This is a genomic window from Streptomyces sp. NPDC051109 (genome assembly GCF_044455885.1).
In the GTDB taxonomy this organism is placed as follows: domain Bacteria; phylum Actinomycetota; class Actinomycetes; order Streptomycetales; family Streptomycetaceae; genus Streptomyces.
The window spans coordinates 1-21,444 of sequence record NZ_JBITFF010000045.1 but is presented as its reverse complement, the minus strand read 5'-3'; the positions used below and the strand labels follow the sequence as shown (position 1 = coordinate 21,444).

18 protein-coding genes and 1 pseudogene are annotated in these 21,444 nt (G+C 68.5%); 12 read left to right on the top strand and 7 right to left on the bottom strand.

The genetic code is table 11. The features are described 5' to 3' along the window. A pseudogene (locus tag ACIBAD_RS36755) lies at window positions 1-117 on the top strand (IS630 family transposase); the annotation flags it as partial. A gap of 124 nt (window positions 118-241) precedes the next feature. Here the strand turns inward: ACIBAD_RS36755 and ACIBAD_RS36750 are convergent. Then, a complete protein-coding gene (locus tag ACIBAD_RS36750) occupies window positions 242-667 on the bottom strand; it encodes a hypothetical protein (protein ID WP_398911348.1) in 426 nt (141 codons plus the stop codon). An 11-nt stretch (window positions 668-678) separates the two neighbouring features. Continuing rightward, window positions 679-1,140: a MarR family transcriptional regulator gene (locus ACIBAD_RS36745; RefSeq protein WP_166681903.1), complete on the bottom strand. Its 462-nt coding sequence runs from the start codon at window positions 1,138-1,140 to the stop codon at window positions 679-681. A 969-nt stretch (window positions 1,141-2,109) separates the two neighbouring features. On the opposite strand from ACIBAD_RS36745, the gene ACIBAD_RS36740 reads away from it, so the two are divergent. Then, window positions 2,110-2,409 (top strand): DUF6342 family protein, encoded by a 300-nt coding sequence (locus ACIBAD_RS36740; RefSeq protein WP_134067064.1) that lies wholly within the window; start codon window positions 2,110-2,112, stop codon window positions 2,407-2,409. Window positions 2,410-3,834: 1,425 nt separating this feature from the next. Here ACIBAD_RS36740 and ACIBAD_RS36735 read toward each other — a convergent pair. Further along, window positions 3,835-4,053, bottom strand: a complete 219-nt coding sequence (locus ACIBAD_RS36735) for a DUF3052 family protein (protein WP_398911350.1) — start codon at window positions 4,051-4,053, stop codon at window positions 3,835-3,837. Between the two features lie 266 nt (window positions 4,054-4,319). On the opposite strand from ACIBAD_RS36735, the gene ACIBAD_RS36730 reads away from it, so the two are divergent. Together ACIBAD_RS36730 and ACIBAD_RS36725 are read left to right on the top strand one after the other, a co-directional pair. After that, a complete protein-coding gene (locus tag ACIBAD_RS36730) occupies window positions 4,320-4,877 on the top strand; it encodes a hypothetical protein (RefSeq protein WP_398911344.1) in 558 nt (185 codons plus the stop codon). 373 nt (window positions 4,878-5,250) lie between these two features. Continuing rightward, window positions 5,251-6,486, top strand: coding sequence for a serine hydrolase domain-containing protein (locus ACIBAD_RS36725; protein WP_134067060.1), 1,236 nt, complete (start codon window positions 5,251-5,253; stop codon window positions 6,484-6,486). 613 nt (window positions 6,487-7,099) lie between these two features. On the opposite strand, the gene ACIBAD_RS36720 is transcribed toward ACIBAD_RS36725, so the two are convergent. Then, window positions 7,100-7,564, bottom strand: a complete 465-nt coding sequence (locus ACIBAD_RS36720) for a hypothetical protein (RefSeq protein ID WP_398911342.1) — start codon at window positions 7,562-7,564, stop codon at window positions 7,100-7,102. Between the two features lie 512 nt (window positions 7,565-8,076). On the opposite strand from ACIBAD_RS36720, the gene ACIBAD_RS36715 reads away from it, so the two are divergent. Then, the gene (locus ACIBAD_RS36715; protein WP_398911341.1) at window positions 8,077-8,907 is read left to right on the top strand and encodes an alpha/beta fold hydrolase; all 831 of its coding nucleotides are present in this window, start codon (window positions 8,077-8,079) and stop codon (window positions 8,905-8,907) included. A gap of 47 nt (window positions 8,908-8,954) precedes the next feature. On the opposite strand, the gene ACIBAD_RS36710 is transcribed toward ACIBAD_RS36715, so the two are convergent. Beyond that, complete coding sequence (locus tag ACIBAD_RS36710) at window positions 8,955-9,440, bottom strand: hypothetical protein (RefSeq protein ID WP_398911339.1); 486 nt, start codon at window positions 9,438-9,440, stop codon at window positions 8,955-8,957. A 478-nt stretch (window positions 9,441-9,918) separates the two neighbouring features. Here ACIBAD_RS36710 and ACIBAD_RS36705 point away from each other — a divergent pair, with 478 nt between their 5' ends. From ACIBAD_RS36705 to ACIBAD_RS36685, 5 genes are all read left to right on the top strand, one after another. Next, entirely contained in the window at window positions 9,919-10,491 is a 573-nt protein-coding gene (locus ACIBAD_RS36705) for a dihydrofolate reductase family protein (protein ID WP_134067054.1), read from the top strand. A 210-nt stretch (window positions 10,492-10,701) separates the two neighbouring features. Further along, a complete protein-coding gene (locus ACIBAD_RS36700) occupies window positions 10,702-11,457 on the top strand; it encodes a 2-phosphosulfolactate phosphatase (protein ID WP_134067052.1) in 756 nt (251 codons plus the stop codon). 769 nt (window positions 11,458-12,226) lie between these two features. Further along, window positions 12,227-13,213, top strand: coding sequence for a hypothetical protein (locus tag ACIBAD_RS36695; protein WP_398911336.1), 987 nt, complete (start codon window positions 12,227-12,229; stop codon window positions 13,211-13,213). Window positions 13,214-13,478: 265 nt separating this feature from the next. Then, window positions 13,479-15,728, top strand: coding sequence for an N-6 DNA methylase (locus ACIBAD_RS36690; RefSeq protein ID WP_398911334.1), 2,250 nt, complete (start codon window positions 13,479-13,481; stop codon window positions 15,726-15,728). Between the two features lie 70 nt (window positions 15,729-15,798). Then, complete coding sequence (locus tag ACIBAD_RS36685; protein ID WP_134067046.1) at window positions 15,799-16,071, top strand: hypothetical protein; 273 nt, start codon at window positions 15,799-15,801, stop codon at window positions 16,069-16,071. Window positions 16,072-16,249: 178 nt separating this feature from the next. Here ACIBAD_RS36685 and ACIBAD_RS36680 read toward each other — a convergent pair whose 3' ends face one another. Together ACIBAD_RS36680 and ACIBAD_RS36675 are read right to left on the bottom strand one after the other, a co-directional pair. Continuing rightward, on the bottom strand, window positions 16,250-17,209 hold the full coding sequence (locus ACIBAD_RS36680) for a hypothetical protein (RefSeq protein ID WP_398911332.1): 960 nt from the start codon (window positions 17,207-17,209) through the stop codon (window positions 16,250-16,252). 217 nt (window positions 17,210-17,426) lie between these two features. Then, the gene (locus tag ACIBAD_RS36675) at window positions 17,427-19,271 is read right to left on the bottom strand and encodes a hypothetical protein (protein WP_398911331.1); all 1,845 of its coding nucleotides are present in this window, start codon (window positions 19,269-19,271) and stop codon (window positions 17,427-17,429) included. 423 nt (window positions 19,272-19,694) lie between these two features. Between ACIBAD_RS36675 and ACIBAD_RS36670 the strand changes: the two genes are divergently transcribed. Both ACIBAD_RS36670 and ACIBAD_RS36665 read left to right on the top strand, forming a co-directional pair. Then, complete coding sequence (locus ACIBAD_RS36670; RefSeq protein ID WP_398911329.1) at window positions 19,695-20,063, top strand: hypothetical protein; 369 nt, start codon at window positions 19,695-19,697, stop codon at window positions 20,061-20,063. After that, entirely contained in the window at window positions 20,060-20,650 is a 591-nt protein-coding gene (locus tag ACIBAD_RS36665) for a hypothetical protein (protein ID WP_398911327.1), read from the top strand. The genes ACIBAD_RS36670 and ACIBAD_RS36665 overlap by 4 nt, the downstream gene beginning before the upstream one ends. Window positions 20,651-21,444 lie beyond the last annotated feature (794 nt).

The window sequence follows — 21,444 nt, the reverse complement described above, 5'->3', positions numbered from 1 at the left end:
ACCTGGATCGCCGCATGGAACACCGACCCGAGGCCCTACGTCTGGACCAAGACCGCAGACGAGATCCTCGAACGCCTCGCCAGCTATCTGAACAGGATTCCTGACTCAGGAAACTAGAGGAGCAGTCACAAGGAATCACACGCCGTGACTAGAGGTCACCATCGCGTGAGAGCTTCCCAACGCCTGTGGCTGTTTCTCAACTTCAGCCGCGAGCTGATGCGATGTGGGTACTAGGCCCGGCTCAGGCGCTGGTTTCAAGGATGCGCTTGAGGGTGGCGAGTTCGGTGTCGACCAGGGCGACCTGCTCGTCGAAGAAGACGTCGGTGAAGGCCGGCGGCTGGAAGAAAGTGATCATGAACTCTGCGCCGGCGCCGTTGGCCACGACTCGGGCGGGGACCTGCCAGGACGCCTGGTCCTCGACGTAGTCGTGGTCGAGGATCCCGAGTTCGGCGTTGCCGCGGATGCGGAGCCTGGCGGGGCCGTGCGGGGTGGTCATCAGCCACCAGTCGGGCTCGTTGGTGTGCTCTATCGCCTTGACGTTGACGTTGACGATGGCCCAGGAGGGCCAGTTGGTCGCGTCGGCGAGGAAGGCGAAGACGTCGGCGACGGGACGCTCGATGGTGACGGTCTTGGTGACGGAGCGGGCGATGGTGGGGGTGGTGCTCATGGTGGAGCCTTTCAGGAGGTTGGCGGTGGGGTGGGCTGTGGGTGGGCTTCGCCGAGCAGGCGGCGTATCCACTCCTCCAGCTGGTGGCGCTGGGCCTGGTCGAGGCTGGCGAAGAAGTGGGCGTCGTTGCGGTCGGCGATCTGGGCCAGCCGGGGGGCCAGCTCACGGCCGGCGTTGGTGAGTGCCAGCCGCAGGGTGCGGCGGGATGCGGGGTCCGGTTCGCGGGTCATCAGGCCCTTGGCGGCCAATCGGTCGACCAGGCGGGAGACCGCGCCGGCGTCGATGTCCAGATATCGGGCCACTTCCCGGGTGGTGGTGGCGTCGCCGCGGTGAACGGTGATCAGGACCGCCCACTGGGAGACGGTCACGCCGTGCTCGGCGAGCTCTCGCTCGAACCGGCCATGCACTTCGTCGGAGAGCCGGCGGAGCCAGTAGCCGAGATGATCACGCAGGCCGCTGTTGGAAGCTGTCACTCCTCCAGATTGCATGCCGCGACAATTGTTGTCAAGGCAACAGTGGTGCTGTGGGTGAGGTGGCTGATGAGGCAGGCGTGAGAGGTGGTGCGGTGACAGGGGGGGTGCCGGGATGCGCCTGGTCAGAACGCGGGTGAGAACCGTTCCGGGGGCTTGCGTGTCTTGGTGATCCGGCAGCCATCAGGGTGATGGCTGCCCAGGTGATGAGGGCTTCGGAGTGCTGGATGAGCCGTTCGTAGTCGCGTGCGTGCCGGCGGGCCCACGTCATCCAGAACAGGTTCGTTCCACGACCCAGCAGCGGGGCAGGATGACGAAGCCGGAGGCGTCCTCGGGTCTGCCGACGGTCTTGATCGTCAGTTGAGGTACTGCTTTGTCGAGGTCGCGAGTGGCTCCGCTGCCGCGGCACTCGCCCTCCCTGACCTGCACCGCGGCAAGACGTCGGCGCAACCGACGCTCCACCCGCCACTGCCTGGAACGACAGAGCCGCCGAGCAGGCACCGCCTCCGGCCTGGCGCCCGGCCGAAGCGGGTCACCGCGAGCCCCGCAGGCCCTCTCCGTAGTCCTCTCGGAGCCCTTCGACACCAGCCCAGGCTTAGGCCCTCCGGTCAGCCCGCGGACGGGGTGCGAAACAGGCAGCAGGTCGCGCAGCGTGCCTTCCTGGTCACCAGCTCCCGGTAGCTGTGCCTCCCGCTTCCGCCGCGTCAGGGCGCACTAACGGCGGCTTCGTCGTGCAGCGTCTGCCTGTCTGCGCTGATAGCTCGTGTCTGCGGTTCTGTCTCGGCGCTTTTCGGGCATTCCTGCCCTCTGTAGCTTTGAGCGCTAATCCGGACTGGTTGGGTGGAAATCCGGCCATGCTCGAAACGTTGGGTGACACCTCGTGAACGTTCTGTATAGGTTCTGGGGCGTTCGGGGCGTCCAGTGGCGGCCCGCACCAGAAGCTCTTTCACCGGATCTGGAGGGGGAAGTCACATGGCTGACATCGATCTCGGGGTGGCAACGGACTGGTCTGAGGGGGAGACTCACGGCCGCATTCAGCTGCGGCAGAACCAGGTCTACCCGAACTCGCCGAAGAAGGACGTGCTCATCAGCTCCCCGGTGAGCATCGAGCTGTCCGTGAACACGAACCACTCCTCCTCGCAGGAGGCGGACAAGATCTACTTCACGACCTACCACGGTTCCACGAAGAAGATCATCGCGGTACTCGACTCCGACGGCAACCTGCAGATCGCCGGCCGCCTGATCACAGAACAGAAGGACCTCCGCTACTAGGGCATCCCTTCTGGACTGATCCGCCATTGCGGGTGGCGAGGCCGCGTCCGGCATGTGGCCCGCCAATGGGATCGGGACGTGACCGCAAGGGTGCTCCTTGAGTACGGGCGGCTCGCTGCGCAGTCCAGCGCGCTTGATGGCGCTTGCGCGGCGGGTCGCCCGCTTGGCGGTACGGCGGAGGTTGGGGGCTGCGGGGAGACTCGGGCGGCCGTACCGGAGCGGGGGCTACGTCTAAGACAGTCGCTCCGACACCGCCACCCGGCGCGAAGACCACAGCCGCGTCGTCGACAGGTGTCGTGAGGTCACTGGCCGATAAAACAGGCCGCGGTCAAAGTTCGCTGACACGCGCTCAAGACACAGGACACGGCAGCGTGCACGGCCCGGCTGTGCTGTGGGAAACGGGAGACTGGCGGGCCTGGATGTGGAGTCGGTGGCGGCTGAGTTGCGGGCGCTGCGTCCGGTGGAGTTCACGGCGGCCCGGGACGAGTACGCGGCCCAGGCCCGGAAGGCCGGAGACGGCAGCTCGCCGCGCGGTCGCGGCATGGCGCAAGCCGACGCTCGCGGCGTGGACGGCCGCGCTGCTGCCCCGCAGCCGGCCGAAGGCAGCGCATGGCCTGGCCGACCTTGGAGAGGCGCTCCGCTCCGTACGGCGCACCAGACGGACGCCGGGAAACTGCGGAAGCTCTCGCATCATCAGCATGTGGTGATCGGGCGCCTCGCGCGTCCGGCGCGGGCTTTGGCGGCCGAGGCCGGGCAGGCGGTGCGTGAGCCGGTGCTGCACGAGGTCGAGGAGATCTTGCATGCGGTGCTCGTCGATGCGGAGGTTGCCGCGCAGTGGGAGGCCGGCCGTCTGGTCAGGGCCCCGGAGGCGGCCAGAGGGTTCACCGGCCTCGAACAGCTGCCCGGCACCACCCCACCCCGCCGTACGCGGGCCCGGCCCGCCCGCAGAACACACCCAGCATCGGTACCGCGACCTGCGCGCCGTATGCCCCGGCCACCAGGACGAGGAAGACCGACGCGCCGAGGATGCCCGTGTTCCAGGCCCTGCGCGACCGTGTTGCGCGGCAGCGTCGCGATCGCCCACCACACCCAGCCGAACACCAGGATTCCCGCCAGCATGCGCCCCCGGCATCTCTCTACCGGTTTTTAAGGAGCTTTCCCCTCGGAACGCTGCCGGTCCTGGAGGCGAAGCCGGAAGGACACGGGCAGGTGTGAATGGGTGGGCTGGTGGCAGCGGTTGAGTGTCAGCTGGGTTGAGGCTGTTGTTCCTGTCTGTGCCCTGATCATGGCTGTCTTGAGATGACCAAGCTGCTGCCATGAGAAGCGCGTCTACTGGATTGCTGGCTGCCTGCCATGGAAGCGCATGTTCCAGTGCATGGCGTCGGCGTACACATGAAGATGCTCAGCCACGTACGACGTCCGTATTTAGCTGAACACAGTGATGTGTATGCCGACACGGGGTGAGCAGGAGGACGGAGTCGCCATGCTCCATGTACGCGACGGGGCGTCCAAAGGGTCGTCGACGTCGTCGTACTGCTCATCGACCAGATACGCACCCATGGCAGTCTCGATCGCCGCGCGCAGTTCCTGGTCAACCTCGGGGGCGTATCCAACCTCCCGCCCTACGAGCTCCCCCCATCTCAGCGGACGACAGGTTCGTCACGGGCGGATGTGGGGGCGCTTCGGTCGTCACGGCGTCTGCGGACCGCCTGTGGCTGGAGGCTTCCGGGCGGCCGCCCGCGATCGCTACACAGTCGAGGCCGCAGGGGGAGTCGAGAGGGGCTGTGGCTGGTCTCACGGTCTTGGGGCGTGGACTCACATTGACGATAAGGCGACTTTAGGTAAGCCTTACCTAGCCTTTCGCGTCGCTGAAAGTGTCGCGCCCGTTTACCTACCCGGAGTCCGCTCGCATGTCGTCCCCCGCAGTCAGACTTTCCCCCCGCCCCATCCGCCTCCACGACTCTTGGTGGACAGTGGCGGCGGGGGCGCTGCTCGCGCTGGTGGTACTGACGGCGGGCGTGTGGTGTTCGCTCCACATGCAGGCAGACGCGGCGATGCACACGGCCGCGCTCTTCGCGCACCTCGCCTCCCTCGTGCTGGGCTTCGGGGCCGTACTGTCCGCCGACTACTACGGGCTGCTCTGGGCGACCGGACGGTGCACGATCACCGAGACCCTCGGGGCGACGTCCCGCTTGAACGTGCCCATCTGGGCCGGCCTCGGCGGTCTCGTCGTCAGTGGGCTGATGCTCCACCCCGACGTGACGTCGCCCCTGACTCTCACCAAGCTCGGACTCGTGGCCGCCCTGACGGTCAACGGCCTCCAGGCCGGACTCCTGGGTCGCCGCCTCGAAGCCGCCGCCGACCCGGTGAGCCCCCGACTCCTGGTGTGGGGAGGCGTCACCGCCCTCGTCTCCCAGGCATGCTGGTGGGGCACTGTGGTCATCGGCTTCCTCAACACCAATACGTGACGCCCACCTTGCAGGGCAAAGAGATCAGCCGCCTCCAGACGGAGGCCTTCCGGGAAAGCCTGACGCTCGGACGTCGGGCCCCCACCCTGCGGCTACCTCCTACAACCGGCATACCGGCCGAGCGGTTCCGTTCGGGGGCGGGCGGCCTACGGGTGACGCTGTCCTGGCCGGCCTGCCTGCGGGGGCACCGCGACGAGGGCGGCGAGCCGGCCCGGGTCGAGTCGGTCGCGGCGCTGCTACTGCGTCCCCCCGCGCCTGACGCGACCCGGCCGCCCCAGCGGCCCCGGTCGCCGCGCCGGATCCGGCTTCCTACGATGGGAAGGTCGGCTCGGGGATTGGGATACAGCTCAACGTGCACCAGAGGTGATCCTGCATGGGCCGGTACCGCACGCCCACCATCGTGGCCGCCGCCTCCCTCCTGCTGACCGCGCTGTGCGCGGGCCAGGCCCCCGCAGCCGCCCCGCCGGGCCGGGTCGACATCGACGACGTGACCGCCGAGAAGCTCGACCACGCGATCACCGCGGCCATGCGCGAGGCCGGCATCCCCGGTGTGGGCGTCGGCCTGTGGATCGACGGCGACGACGACTACGTACGCGCCTTCGGCACCTCCGACAAGACCACCGGCACCCCCATCAAGACCGACATGCACACCCGCATCGGCAGCGTCACCAAGCCATTCACCGTCACCGGCGTCCTCCAGCTCGTCGACGACGGGAAGGTACGGCTCGACGCGCCGATCTCGACGTACCTTGACGGGGTCCCCGGCGGCGACCGCATCACCGTCCGGCAGCTCGCCGATATGCGCAGCGGCCTCTACAACTACACCGAGGACCCGCGCTGGCTGGCCGTCTTCAAGGCCGACCCGTACCGCGCCTGGACCCCGCAGCAGCTGCTGGACATCGCCTTCCGGCACCCGGCCAAGTTCCCGCCCGGGACACGCTGGGAGTATTCCAACACCAACACAGTCCTGCTCGGCCTGCTCGTCGAGAAGGTCAGCGGACAGCCCCTGCACACCTACCTGCAGCAGCACGTCTTCGCACCGGCCGGCATGGACGCGACCTCGCTGCCGACCGGCGCCGAGATCACCAGCCCGTACGTGCACGGCTACACGAACTTCACGCCCGACGGCGCGATCGTCGACGCCTCCGGCTGGAACCCGTCCTGGGGTTGGGCGGCCGGCGCGATGATCTCCAGCATCGAGGACCTGCACACCTGGGTTCCGACCATGGTCAGCGGGCGGCTGCCGGACGGCGACCGGCTGCTGGAACCCGCCACCCAGGCTCAGCGGCTGCGCATGCTGCCCACCGGGCACCCCGGAGTCGGCTACGGGCTCGGCATCGCCGACTTCGCCGGCTGGATCGGCCACAACGGCGAGCTACCCGGCTACGAGACCATCGCCGTACGCCTCCCGCAGGACCGCGCCACCCTGGTGATCATCGTGAACTCCGACGTCGACGGGAAGTTCGGCAATCTGAGTTCCCTCATCGCCAACAGGATCACCAAGATCGTGACACCGAAGCACGTCTGGTCCCTCCCGAAAGAGGCCCAGCCCAATGCGCTCCCGGAGCCGTCCGCGTCGCCCGCACCGCCCGCGTCGCCGAAACCGTAGGACGTCCGGTGACTTTCGGGCCGTAGGGCCGTTCGCCCCTGTTGCACCAACCTGCGGATTTCCTGGACTCGGGCCGTGATGATCAAGCCGCTCCGCTTACCGCGCACGTGCTCCCCGCCGCCTGCCTAACGCTCGCGTCATCGCTGCTGCTGCTGCCCGCCGCGCCCCCTGCGGCCGACGGCGGCGCCACGCTCTCCTCGGCCGGACACCGGTTCGCCGCCATGCCGCGGAGTCCGTCGCCCTGCTCCCCGTCGTCCGGCCCACGGTGGACTGGCGGGCAGTGTTCACCGCCCGAGCGGGGCGCCGCTCCCCACTGGCCGGCCTGGACCGGGCCGGGACAGGGTTGCTGCTGGCGGAGGTGGCGCGGATGGCTCGGGTGGACCGGGCCGCGATGGTGAATTGCAGGGGCCGGAGTCGAGCGGGCGGGACCCGGGGCCGAGGCCGGGGCAGGTGTACGTCGAGCTGGTGGGCGGCCTCCTGGACGGCATGCCGCTCGACGTGACGGGCTGGGACCCGCAGTCGTGCCGTGTGGGTGGGCGTACGGCACGGCCATGCCGTGCCTTCTCGGGTTTGACGTGCTCTGCGGGGATCGATCGGTGGGTTCGTCTCGGACTCACGGTGAGGCATCCAAATCTGCGGGCGTCATCGCCTCGTGGAGATGGGCCTCAACCGGCCCCAGGTGCCGGTCATGGGCCAGGACGATTTCGTCCGCGAGGTTGAGGACACGGATGGTCGCGCTCGCGAACTGCAGGGCGATGCCGACGGCGAAGTCGAGGTTGTCGTGCCGGTAGCGGATCTCTCGGGTGGAAAGGACCCGCTGGCCGACGAACCGGGTCATGGGGAAGTCCGGCAGGTCGTCCTCGACCGTGGTGTGGCCGTATTCGTCTATGTCGTAGGGGCCATGAGGCTGATCGACCTCCATGGACAATCCATCGCCCGGCGTGTGGAACCGGACGGGGCCGAGGTCGTCCATATGCAGCCACATGTGCAGGAGAGAGGCCTCGGTCTCCTCGTAGCGGTGCCAGGACGTCGTCACCTTCAGCAGGCGTCGGCCGACCAGATCCTCAGCATTGATCACCGGTTGATGCTGTCACAGCGCTCAACGACTCGGCACTGGTTTCCAGGAGGCGCCGGGCCGAGTCCGCGTAGCGCATGGCGGTCTTCTCGTCGAGCCCGAAGACCTGCCCGAGATGGAGTGGGTCAGGCCCGCAGGCCAGGGCCGTGGGTCAGGGCCGGCGGCTCCCGAGCCCCTTCCTGGACCGTTTCGCCCGCGCCCGTTTCCGGGAAGGAATCGTCAGGCGTGCATGCGCCTGGCGGAGGGTACGTGCTGCCGCTTGAGGAAGTGGATACGGATTCCAACAGGTTGCCCGCATTGGTCCGTACGGGGGGCAGATCCAGAGATGTGCGTCATGAGGGGGAGCCCATTCGTGCGCCCTTGGTGGCGCTGGCATGTGGAGTTCCCGGGCCTGCGTAAGCTCTCCGGAGATCGCCCAGAGGCCGGTGTTCAGTCTTGAGGCTGCCCTGCTTTTGCTCCTGCCGATCCGTCGTTCTGCTTTCCAGAACTCCCCCTTTCGAGCGGAAGGTTTAGCAATGGCCACGATCACCACCGCCGACGGCACGGACATCTTCTACAAGGACTGGGGGCCGCGCGACGGCCAGCCGGTGGTTTTCCACCACGGATGGCCGCTGAGTGCGGATGACTGGGACAATCAGATGCTGTTCTTCCTGTCGCCCGGCTACCGTGTGATCGCGCATGACCGCAGGGGTCACGGTCGTTCCACCCAGACCCCGACCGGCCACGACATGGACACCTATGTGGCCGATGTCATCACGCTGACCGACGCTCTCGACCTCCGGGACGCCTTCCATATCGGCCACTCGACCGGCGGCGGCGAGGTGGCTCGGTACGCAGCGCGCGCCAAGGCCGGACGAGTGGCCAAGGCGGTGTTGGTCGGCGCGGTGCCGCCGATCATGGTCAAGTCTGATAAGAACCCTGGCGGCACGCCGATCGACGTCTTCGACGGGTTCCGCGCAGCGCTCACCGCCAATCGTGCGCAGTTCTACATCGATGTCCCAACGGGCCCGTTCTACGGATTCAACAGGCCGGGCGCGGAGGTCTCGCAGGGCCTGATCGACAACTGGTGGCGCCAGGGCATGATGGGCGCGGCCAATGCACATTACGAGTGCATCAAAGCCTTCTCCGAGACGGACTTTACCGAGGACCTCAAGCAGATCGACATCCCTGTTCTGGTCTGCCATGGCACAGGGGATCAGATCGTCCCGTACGAGGACTCCGGACCGCTTACCGCGAAACTCCTCAAGAACGGAACGCTCAAGAGCTACGAGGGCTACCCACATGGGATGCTGCAGGTCCACCCGGACGTCCTAAACCCCGACATCCTTGCCTTCCTGAAGTCCTGACGGTGCTTTCCGTCTGAACCACTACCAGGGAGCGCATTGAATCGTGATCAATCGTCGCTTCGGGTGAAATCTTTGATCCAGATCGTCGACGCACCCAGGTGGAGGCCGGGGAGGTGGCTTTGGGGGGTCTTGTCGTACCGGGTAGCCATGCCCCGCCAGGCCTTGAGCTTGTTGATCAGGCGCTCGACGGTGTTCTTCTCTTTGTAGAGGTCGGCGTCGTGACTGACGGGCCGGCCGCCTCGGGAGCCCTTCCTCTTGCGGTTGGCGGCCTCGCGCAGCAGCTCGTTGACCTTCGCCCGGTACGGCCGAGCTCGCCGCCGACGCCGCGGCCGCCGCCCGGAGGTCGAGCTGCGCGAAGCCGTCCGGAGCTCGGCCCGCGCCAGCCACCTCCAGGTGCTGCGGGACCTCGGCACCCTGGACCAGGCTGAGCGGCCGAAGGGGTCGAAGCCGTACGCGCCGAGCTCACCCGCCGCGCCGGCGGGTACGTCCAGTCCGACGTCGACTCCTGGCTCGCCCGCGCCCTGGCCGCGCACCGCGGGCACCACCGCGACCCGGCCGCACGCGGGGCGGCTGCCGGTCTTCCTACCTCGCCGGTCCTCGCGAGGCCGCCCGACGAGGAGCCCTGACCGGGCATCAGCCAGTGTCGTGTCGACGGAGCGTGAGCGTGACACCGGCTGCCACGCGCACCCCGAAATGCGCCACGCCTCCTCCGATATATTCACCTATGTCTGTTTCAGCAGGCCCCATGACTGTCCTCTGGCATCGGACCTTGCTCGTTCGCCATCAGAGCGTGACGACTATCGGTTTTGTGACATTGAACCTTGATCGTGCAGGTCAGCTACCGGACCGAAGGGTGAGCACACGGCGGGGCCGGTCGAGGCTGTACAAATGCAGTGGCCATGGCCGATGAGTTTCTTCGTGATCCGCAGTCATAGATCACAGCTGGTACACGCCACCCGCAAGCGCGGCGACCTGCCACCGACCGGACGTACAAGACCCCAAGGAATCCAGATGCGTACTCTGATCAGCACCGCGTTCATCTCGCTTGACGGTGTCGTGGAGGCTCCGGGCGGCGAGCCGGGGTACCGGAACTCCGGTTGGACCTTCAAGCACACCGAGTTCCTGCCCGAGGCGTTCGAGATCAAGGGGCGCGAGCAGAAGGAAGCGGCGGCGATGTTGCTGGGCCGCGTCAGCTACCAGGCCTTCAGCCCGGTGTGGCCGGACATGGCGGACTTCGCCGACTACAAGGTGATGCCCAAGTACGTCGTCTCCACCACCCTCACCGAGGGAGACCTGGTGTCGAACTGGGGCGAGACCACGATCCTGCGCTCGCTTGAGGAGGTCGCCGCGCTCAAGGAGACGGAGGGCGGCCCGATCATCGTCCACGGCAGCGCTTCCCTGAACCAGGCCCTCTCGGACGCCGGCTTGATCGACCGCTACCACCTGCTCGTCTTCCCGCTCCTGCTCGGCGCCGGCAAGCGTCTCTTCAGCGCCTCGGACAAGGACGCCCAGAAGCTGCAGCTCGTCGAACACGAGGCGTTCGCGAACGGCCTTCAGAAGAACGTCTTCGACGTCATCCGCTGACGGAACACGGGTACTCCTCGCAGGTCGTGTACCCGTACGCTGCAGGGGCCGCAGATACCCGCCCCAGACACCACGTCACCGGGCAGACCACCGGAGAGCACTCACGCCGGCTCTCCCCAGGGCTGCGACTCCTGCCGCCTCGCCATGCATGCGCCAGCAGCCGCCCGCAGGCTGTTGGCCCCCCCTGGCCTTCTGGCATGATCGTCGGTCATGGACGACTGGTTTCTGCAGGCAGGCCACGGGGTTCGATTCGAGTGGGGTCCCGAAGGCGCGGAGCGGCTGGCCGCGGATGCCGCCTGCATCGTGGTCGTCGATGTGCTGTCATTCACCACCTCTGTGACGGTAGCGGTGGAGTCCGGGACACGCGTATTTCCCTATCGCTGGCGGGATGCGACTGCTTCTACGTTCGCCGATCAAAGGGGCGCGGCCTTGGCGGTCGGGCGCCGGATGGCCACGCCGTCATCGCCCTGGTCGCTGTCTCCTGCGGCACTGCGGCGCGCCCCCGCTACCCCCCGCTTGGTTCTTCCCTCACCTAACGGCTCTGCCATCGCTGCCTCGGCCGGCGAGTCACGTGTGGTCGCCGGGGCTCTGCGCAACGCCACGGCTGTTGGCCATTGGCTCGTCCGCCAGGGGTATGGGACCGCCGACCGACCCGTCGCGGTGATCGCCTCTGGCGAGCGGTGGCCGGACGGGAGTCTGCGGCCCGCCATGGAGGATCTGCTCGGCGCGGGCGCCATCATCGCGGCACTGGACGAACAGCTGGGCGGCATCCTCTCACCGGAAGCCGCGCTGGCAGCGGCCGGCTTCCATGCGACGCCGGACATCGGTGCCGCAGTGGCCGCGAGTTCCTCCGGGCGGGAGCTCATCGGCGGGGGATTTGCAGAGGACGTCGTTGTCGCCACCGAACTGGACGCCTGCACCGCAGTTCCCGTCCTCACCGACGGGGCGTTCACTGCCGCTCCGTGACAACGGAGCGCTTGGCCTGGCAAGCACACGGAATCTCCGGAGAGAGGCGCACCCCTGGCATGCGGGGTCCTCGGTCCCTCAAGGCAGGCGACGACGAGCGCCTGCGACGGCGAGGTGCTCAGCTCACGCCCGCTCGACGTCCCGGATCAGCGCGTTCCTTCCCAGGCGGATGGCACGCCTTCGCGGCTCGTGGGGCCGGCTCGACGTACGTGGTGCCGGTGACGGTTTCGCCGATGCCCGGACCACCTCGACTGGCGCCCCGGCCCCGAGGGCACGCGCGTGCCGGCGACTGCGGCCCGCCCTGATGGTCGTCGCCCAGTTCTCCCCACCCGGGCACCTGGTCGACCTCGATCTACTCTTGCGTGCTGCCGTTGGCCTGCTGATACATCGCCAGCAGAAGCAGAGCGGAGTCCCGTTCCGTATCCACCGCCCGATCGTAGGGCGCCGATGCGGCGGCGGTCCCGGGTATCAGGGAAGTGGAAGGCTGCACCCCCTGCTTCGTGAGCGGTCTGCGCAACAGGCCATTTTCTAGCGTGGTGGCATGACGAGAACACCTCCGAGTGAAGCCGATCGGCAGCTCATCCAGGTCTGCCATGAGCGAGGACTGCGGCTGAAGGCGTCCCGACTCGCCACATGGCGGTCGCACGGCCTGGTGCCCGAACCGGCTTCCCGGTATCTCGGCGGTCGCCGCGGCTCGAGGCGGGTGTACCCGCCGGGGACCGAGCAGCAGGTCCTGTGCCTGGCCGCCTGTGACGGGCTTCATCCGCGCATGTCCCCGTTCGACCTCCTCCTGCTGGCTTTCTTCACCGAGTTACCGCTGCCCTTCCTCCCGACCACGTCCCTGAAGGCCGCGCTGGCAGAGGTGTACTTCGGCGCCCGAGCCGTTCGACGGGAAGAGGAGCAGGCGGTGTACGACGCCGCCGGCGTCGACCCGCGGGACGGACTTCCGGCCGATTTCGACTGGGCCCAGACCGCGGCCGGGCTGGAGATCAGGCAGGACCCGGAGCATGTACGGCAGATGCGAGCGAACCTGAAGCGGCGCCCTGACCTCGCGCGGGCCACCCGAGCGGAACTCGACGGCCGCGTGGACGGGGTGCTCACCACCCTGAATCGTGACTACCTTCCTGAGGAAGACGCGGTGGCCATGGCAGATCTGAAGGCTGCCATGGCCTTCGGTGGACCGCCCGCGCAATCGCGGGCCGCATGGATGCATGCGGCGATCTGCCGCGCCGAACAGCTTTCGGTGCGGCAGGAGACGAATGGCGAGGAGCGGTTCGAGGAGCTCATGGCACTCGAGGCCTCCGAGCTGTTGTACTTCCGGGAGCTCGTACTCGAAGACCTCAGTGCCATGTACACGGTTGCGTCGGAGGGCCGGCTGAGGCGGTACGAGATCCGCTCCCCGGAGCAGGCGCGCATGGCGGGAGCCATGCTGGTGGAGTGGAACAGCGTCCGGCGGACGGTCGAGCCGGGATCCCGGCCCGCCCAGCGCGTGCGCGACGCCATGTACGACCTCTGGTCCATCTGCTCGCACCTGGGAGGAGCGGGCGAGGGCCGGGCGGCCTTCGCCGCCAGGACGGGAACGCTCATGCGTTCGGCCGCTCCATCGGATCGCGCAAGTGTTAACCCCCTTGCATGCTTGCTCCTTGAAGTCCGATGCGGATCGGGGCTCCTCTGGGGCTTGCTGAGTCGTTTTCTTGGTCAAACAGGGCTGGATGCTGCTCTGCTCGGCTGTCAGTGCAGTCAAGTTGTCGTGTGAGTACTTCGGGTACTCACAGGACACAACGGCCGCCGACCCGATACGTTCTCAACAACGGGACGCCTGCCAGGCGTCGTTCGAAGGGAGCAGCATGGGAAGCATCCACCCACCGCAGTATGAGGACGATCCTCTGATTTCGCGGGCGCGGATCGCGGAACTTGCCGAGGTCACGCGGCCGACCGTGACCATCTGGGAGCAGCGGTCCTCGGATTTCCCGGCCCCCAGGAGAGCCGCAGGGACGGACCACTTCCTCCAATCGCACGTCATGCGCTGGCTCGATCGCCGCCGCGTTCCAACCCACCTGCGGCGGCCGGACGAGGGCGAAGACGCCACGTACGGCCATCGGGCGCGACGCTCGCTGGCCCAGGGCCGAACGGAAACGCACCAGCTCGTCCTCGATCTCCCGGATGCCCCCGAGCCGCAGGACCGGCCGGCGCAGCGGGCGACGGTGTCGGCGAACCAGCAGGTGGTGCGCGAGCTCATGGGTCCTCTGGCCGATGAGGTGCGCGGTCCCGGATCGATGGTGAACTACCTGCACCTGCTCCTCGCGCTCCACTTCCTGCACACCACGTCCCGGGAGCGCTGGACCGAGGCCCGGATCAGGGCGACGGCGATCGCAGCCGCCGGGGGACCCCCCGGCGAGCTGCTGGAACACGTCGGCCACGAAGTGGACACCGAGGTGAAGCGGCTGGGAATGCTGCCCCACTTCACTGATTCCCTGGCCGACCTGATCCCCAGGAACGCGGATGTCCTCGCCGCGATCATGTGCCTGGTGGGCAAGCTGGACGGGGACGCGTTCGAGCTGATCATCGATGCGTACGAGGCACACGGAAGGTTGCGCAGCCGTGAGTTCTTCACGCCGAAGGGCGTGGTGCGGCTGATGGCCGGCCTGGCGGCCGACTCCTGCGGTCGCGCTCCCCGGACCGCCTACGATCCGTATGTCCGCGGCGGAGAGTGCCTCGCGGAGGGGTTCGCGCTGTCGGAACGGCTTCGCCGGCGCAACCCCGACCGCGCACCGCTCAAGGTGTTCGGTCAGACCACCGTCACGGCGGCAGGGCTCCTCGCCAGCCTCAACCTGGCACTCCACGGCATACAGGCCGCGGTGCGGCTGGAGACCAAGGCTCCGTGGGCCAGTGGCCTGGACACCGCAGGACGGGCGGACATCGTCCTCACCAACCCGCCGTTCAACATGAAGAACTCTGCCGGGCAGGCGCGCCGTACCGGGACGTGGGCCTACGGCGCGCCCCCGTTGGACAACGACAACTTCGCCTATGTCCAGCACGTACTCGCGTCCCTCCGTGAAGGCGGGCGGGCCGCGATGGTGATGCCCACCAAGGCGGGCAACTCGGACAGCGCCGCCGAGACGGCCATCCGCAGGGCGATGGTGACCGCGGGGGTCGTGGAATGCGTGATCGCGCTGCCCGCCAGGCTGTTCAGCGGTACCGCGGTCCCCGTGTCCGTGTGGCTGCTCCGTCATCCGAGCGAGCCGTGCGAGCACGTACTCTTCCTGGACGCACGCCGGCTCGGGACGAGGAAGGGACCGCGGTCCGTCCTGGAGGACCACGAAGCCCGTGCACTCCTCGACATGTGCAGGACCCACAATGCTCCGCCGGGCCGGTACCCCGGCGATGTTCCGGAGCAGCCGGCGAACGTATTGAGTGCGCTGGTGGACCGTCAGACGCTGCTCGGTGGATCCTGCTCGCTCAATCCCGTGGACCACGCGGACCAAGTCGGTCAGGCACGGGGCCGTGGTGAGGACCAGGACGAGCCCGCCCGGTCCGGAGCGGACGTGCCAGGGCAGGCCTGGGCCGAAGTCGCGTGGTTGAGGGACCGCAGCGCGGCCGCGGACGCACATGCGGACTCGCTGCGCAGCGAGATCACCCCCAGTGGGACGAGCGGAGCGGACTGGCGAACGGCTGCCCTCGCCGACCTGTGCGAGATCAAGGCCGGCCCCTCGTTCTCACAGCTGGGTACGAAGGACCGCAGTCCCGCCGGCGCGGTGCCGGTCGTGTTCCCACGGCATCTCCGGGAAGGGCGCGTCACCGACACCGGGGAGGAGCGCATCTCCTGGGAACTGGCCACCCGGCTCGCGCACTTCAGGCTGCGGGCCGGGGACATCCTGTGCGTACGGGCCGGCAAGACGGCGCCGCCGGCGATCGTGCGAACGGACCAGGTGGGCTGGCTGCCGAGCGCGAACCTGACCCGTCTGCGGGTACGCGAGGACTCCGAGGCCGATCCCGATTACCTCCTCGCGTGGCTGAGCCGCCCGGAAGTGCTCGCCTGGGTCGAGGACCGGTCTGCTGCCACTGCGGCGCCGTCGATCAGCACCGGGACCCTCGGCCGCCTGGAGGTACGTCTGCCTCCGCTTGCCGAGCAGCGCCGCATCGCCGGGGTATTGGCAGCCATGGACGCCCAGACCCGCGCACACGCCGAACTGGCGGCAGCCGTGGCCAGGGCGCGGGGTCTGCTGGCCGAGCAGTTCATGAACCCGATGCCGGAGTCGACCCGACCCTGAACCCGTCTCCCCTTCGCCTCTTTCCCCGTTCGTCTCTGCTTCGCCGACCCATTCGAGAGGGAACACTTCCGTGACCGCAACACCCGAAGACCCCACGTCCACGCCCGCAACCGGCCCCGCCACCGACCTTCACGCGGTGTGCGTGCAGCACGTCTGGGCGTTCTGGCTGCTGATCATGGTCCTCTTCTCGCTGGTCGTCGCCTTGACCGCCGGCCTTGCGGAGAGCCTCGCGGGCGCCGGTCTCCTGACGGTCCTCCGCTCCGGCGGAACCGGCTTCGCCACAGCGGTGGGCCTGTGCATGGCGGCCGTGCCTGCGGTCCGGGAGCTCAGGAAGCGGCGATAGCGGTACCCGCAGCCGGAGGCGTGGGCCCGCCTCTGGCTCCGCTGCGCCGATCCGGGTCGGCATGCCGTCTTCCTGCGTACGCGGGGGTACCCCGACCTCCGTCCGCTTCCACATCGCCGGGCCCCATGGCTGCTCCCCCCCAGTTCGATCCGGCATGAGTGCCCGGCTGGACGCGAAGTCAGGCTTCGGCTCGCATCGCTCGCAGCCGGGCCTCGGCGTAGACGACGACCCGCTCCGACTCCTCGGCCCTCCGCCCCTGCGCGTCAGTGACCGGGCAGGTCAGGACCATGGCGGCGAGGCCGTCGAGATCAATCATCGCGGCCACTTGCGCGCGCCGACAGGAGTCGTACTGGCTGAAGTCGTTGCACGTTTCGACCAGCGCGGTGAATGCCGGGAGGCGTTCCACCAGCTCGGTCCGGACGTCCTGCACGACGCGCTGCATGTCCTTGCTGCGCTCGTGCAGCGCGGGCGCGGCGTCGTACTTCGTTTTCGTCTCCGCCTCGCGCCGGTCCAGTTCCCGTGCCTTCTGGTGCTGGCCGCAGGCGAGGGCTTGGAGCTGCGTCTTCACGATGGCTTCCCGCGCGAGGTCGGTCGACGTCGTGCGGATCTTGGACAATGCCGCCTTCCCCGCCGCTCTTCCGCCACCACCGGCGGCGACGGGCCCGCGGCCGAACCACGCCTCCGTGGCAGCGGATTTCGCTACGCCGCGCAGGTTCTTGATCGCCCGGCCGGTGGAGGCGGAGCCGAAGGCTTCCACCGCGCGTTTGGCACCTGCCGTGACAGCGCGACCCACGGTGGGCGGGCCGATGACGAGGAGTGCCCCACCTGCCAGCGCGACACCGACGGCGGCGGCCGGCCCGGCAATCCTGCGCGGCCACCGAAGCTCGATGTCCACCTCGCCGCCGGCGGTGGGCCTCTCGATCGCAGCCTGCGCGATCGGATCGGCGTGCCGCAGACGCTGGAAAACGTCGCGGAAGGGGGCGACGGCGTCGTCGTGGAGCGCCTGCCGTGCCTCCAGCAGGGCGGCTTCCACCTCGGCGTCCTGCTGATCGAGCTGCTTGTCGCATTCGAGCAGACGCTTGTCCCTGATCCGGTTCGTCCTGACGAGCCTGACGGTATCGATTACGTCGACGGCCACATCGCCCCCTTGCCACTCGATTCGGAGAGCCTAATGGCGTATCAGGCCGTCCCGCCGCGTTTTGACGTACCCGTCGCCGGACGCGTGCGGCGGTGGTATGTGCTGCCGGCCAGTCGGGTGCGTCGTGCGCGGTCTTCTTGAGCGGCATACACGACGCCGCGACTTGATCACCAAGATCGCCTGCGGTCCTTCCGGGCTTGTCCTGGCGATACCCGGGTCAGGGGCGGCCGATCGTCGAGAGCACGGGGTCCGTCGGCTCGACAGCCATGTACGTTTCGGCCGTGGCGGCCTCAAGGAGGCCGGACTCGCGGGGGTCGTCCAGTGCGACCGGGAGGGGTTCGCCCGTGAAGGGGCCGCCCCCGGGAGCGTCCTCGGCTTCCCTGAAGCCCCGGATCACCTCCTCGCGTACGAAAGCCCGGTACTGCTCCTCCCGCTCGTAATAGCTCTCGCGGGTGCGCCGCGCGTGCTGCTCGCGTGCGTCGTCGTGGTCCCGTGGCCAGGGGCCGCTCACGACGTCGCCGGTGTCGGGGATGTCGGACTGCGCGCGGTGCAGGGCCGCGCAGGCGGAGTACATGCGGCGGGAGAGGCCGAGGTGGATGCCGGTGCCCGGTATCCGGCCCGCGACGAACCCGGAGGCGTCCGCGCGGGGCGCCAGCGCCTCCTCGGTGCGTACGCCCTCCGCCCGCAGCCGACGGCGTAGGTCGACACTGGGCTCGTCGTGTTCCAGCAGCGTCAGCGACCCGGTCCTGTGGCGCTCCCGGCTTCCCCGTTCGCGGCTCATCGGGACGAGGCGCAGGTTCTCCACCGCGCCGAACGCAAGGGCCTGGTACGTCATCAGCTGCTGTCTGGTGACGGCCAACAGTGCCTCGGGGTCCTCCGCGACGAACTCCTCCGCATCCCCATCCGGGCCATCGCCAGTCGTATCGGCGTCACCCGCGGAACCGGGGAAATGGGCGGTGTGCACGTCCAGGAACAGGTGCTCCTCCTCCCACTTGCCGTCCTTGCGCCCGGGAAGGGACGTACCGCACAGGACCTGGCGGTGCTGCATGCCGAGCATGAGCGCGCTGCCGCCGTCCAGCTGGACCTTGCCGTTCTTCACTACGCCGGTGCCGAGGGTGCGTGCCGCCTTGGCCTCGATGAGCCAGGGCATGCCCGACGTGTGGTGGTTGCCCCAGAGGTCGGGGAGCTTGGCGGCCGGGTTGGTGAAGCCGGGTAGTCCTCCGGGGCCCTGGGCCTCGATGTGCCAGGTCCTGCCCAGGCCGGCCATGCCGGCGCACAGCCAGTGGGCCATGGTCATGCCCAGGTGGTAGCCGAAGGCGGCGTGGGCACTGCGCTCGCTGCCGTACTGGTAGAGGGCATTGACGAACAGCCTGCGTCCCGCGGCGTGCCCCGGCGCCGCCACGTCCTTCAGCCGCAGGTACGCCTGGAGCGGCGCGACGCGCGAGACGAGTTCGTTGACGGCCAGCCAGGGAGTCCTGCGCAGCCACGGGGTGAGGTCCCGGCCGACGCCCTTGGCCGCCAGCAGGACCTGCCGCCAGGTCGTGGACGCCAGGTAGTTCCCGTACGGCGGTACGTCGGCCACCCCCGGCCACGGTGCGGTCGCGTCCTGCCAGAGTTTCGCGGCGGGCCGCCGCATCGCATCGAAGTCACGGACCACGACGGGTATGTCGAGGGCGTCGGCGGGGCAGAAGGCGGAGTCTGCCGCGTTCTTCGGGGGCTGCATGATCACGGCTCCAGCCTGCCACGCCCCGTGCCCGTCCGACGTCGGAGGGGCAGAACTGCTCCAGGAGGAGCGGGGTGCCGAGGCCAGGGTGACCAGGCGGCGGTGGGCGGCTTCGCGGGTGCGGCGGGCCGCGGGGACGCCGGCGGGGGGCGCGGGGCGGTTGCCGCGAGGGCGGCCGGGGGTGGTGGTGACCCAGAGCTGGTGGACATCGCCGCCCTGGAGGGTTTTGCGGTGGCCGGCCGTGAGGGCGTGGCGGCTGACGGTGTCGAGGGGGGATCCGGCTCCGGCGACGCGGGCGCGGGGGAGGGAGTGGTCGAGCTGGAGGTCGTCGAAGGCCATGGGGGTGGAGAAAGGTTCCGTGACTCCTCCGCGAGCACTTGCTCCCGCGCCTGCTTTTTCAGACCGTGCAGCTCGACGAAACCTCACGATCAGAATCGCGGTGATACTCGCAGAGACGATCGCCGCGTAGTCATCGTTCATGGCTGGCTTCATGGAGACCTAGAGGCATCTGAAGGCACGTGCCCCCGCAGTCTGCCCAGCCCGGCGATCTTGTATGGCGCCTCATGCAGCAGAACGGACACCGTCTTCTTCTTGCCGCAGATAACAGGGTCGCTTCGTGCAGCGACCCGGATACGTTGCCGCTGAGCAGGACGTCCTCGCGGCCGCCGAGGGCGACACTGCCGTCGCTCAGCGGGCATGGTCGGAGGCGGGCCTTCCGGAAGCCGGCGCCGTGTCCGTACGCCAGTTGGCCGACGCGCTGGCATGTCTCCCGCAGGCTGGTGGGGAACCGGATACGCGAAGGTCGGCCTGGAGGTCGCGATCGGTGAAAGTGCTCCAGAGAGCGGCCTGGTGCACCTGAACTGGCTGCTCAGAAAGCCTGCTCACCGCGCCCGCCGGGACCACGCGGGAAAGCTCCGCGCGAACTTCTCCTTCGACGACCTGAACGCCGTACCCACCGCCTCCACCCTCGCCACCGCCGCCAGCCCACACCGCGATGAGCCCATCGTCCTGGCTCTGCGTTCCTTCGCGGCGTTCGGCAGCCGCGCCTTGACCACCGAATACGCCCGCGACCTCCTCGACCGGCCTGGACGGCCCCGCAGCGTTCGCGGCATGCACTGGACGTGTGCTTGAACGGGCTGGCGTTCTCCGTGCCCTTCGACGGCCAAGGCGAACTGCTGCGCCAGCTCGCGCAGGAGGCGGTGACACCCATCCTGATAGCCGCATGTTCCGCTTCCGCCTCGGCTCTTTCACACGTCGACGCCGCCGTGGCCATGCTCGGCCGCCATAGCACCTTCAGCAACGAACTGATCCTGGAGCAGTACCTCGTCAAGCGGGACGCCATCCAAGAGGCCCGGCTACGGGCGCCACGCGAGGCAGAACACGAAGTCCGTCGGCGGCGTCAGGACGCCGCCAACGCCGAGCTCGAGCGCGCCATGCACCGCTCCTCCGTACGGGCCGTCGAACTCGTCGCCGTGTTCACCTCCGCGATCGCCTTCGTGATCGGCTCTCTCCAGGTCACCCTCAACGGCAACTTGAAACTGCGCGAGCGGCTGTGGCTGCTGACCGGGGTACCCCGGCAGGCCCCAGAGCGGGAAGCCGTCCGGAGGCTGATCCGTTGCCGGCGTTCGCCGCCGACATCAGCAGCGAGGTGTCTGCGCGGCCGCCGTCATCCCGTCCGAGGCGGCATCCGACCTTGCCCGCGCGCATCTCTATGCTGAGGGGCTCGATGCACCTCCACGTCGTACGTCTGCACGCGACCCTGCACGGCCCGGACCACGAAGAGACTGCCCCCGCAGTACGACGCACCGAGAGCATGTGGAGAGCAGTCCAGGTCCGGACGCGGGCCGGATCGCCGAAGATCTGATCAAGGCGCTCACGGAAGTGCAGGGGCGGAAGCGCCGACGGTCCTCCGAATCCGTGACCGTCTTCGACAGCGTGAGGAGCACTGCCTGCTTCCGCCGCCCAGTGGCCCGCGCCGCACTTCGGCGCGCTTGACTGCATCAAATGGCTTGCCGTGAGGGGGCCGATGCTGTGCGCCGGTGAGGTGGGAACGCCCCTTCTAGCTCAGGACGTTCGCCCACTGGCCGAGGACCGAGGGAAGCTCCCCGGCGTCTACCCAGGCCCGAAACAGTTGTTCACCCCGGCGATCCGGAGTGCCGGTGTACACGGCGACAACCACGCGGTCGTGCATGAGCGCGTCATCTCTGCATCCCCCGTTCTCCTTCCACACGGACACGAACCCCTGGCGGTACGTCAGCGGTCCGACCTCATACACGTCATCGGCTCCGGGGTCTCCATTTATGTTCATAGCGGGACCCTACGGCCGCTCCGCCCCTCGCGGGCCGGGATTGAACGATCCATCCGGCAGGACGGCGCAATCGGTCGCCACAACGGCGGAGAGTACGGGCCTTGTTGCCTTGCTGGTTCTGCGGGAGCTCGCGACGTCTGCATCCAGGCGTCGGTGTCCCGTCGCCCTGAACCGTGACCGATCTCAAGGAACTTGGATGGTTCG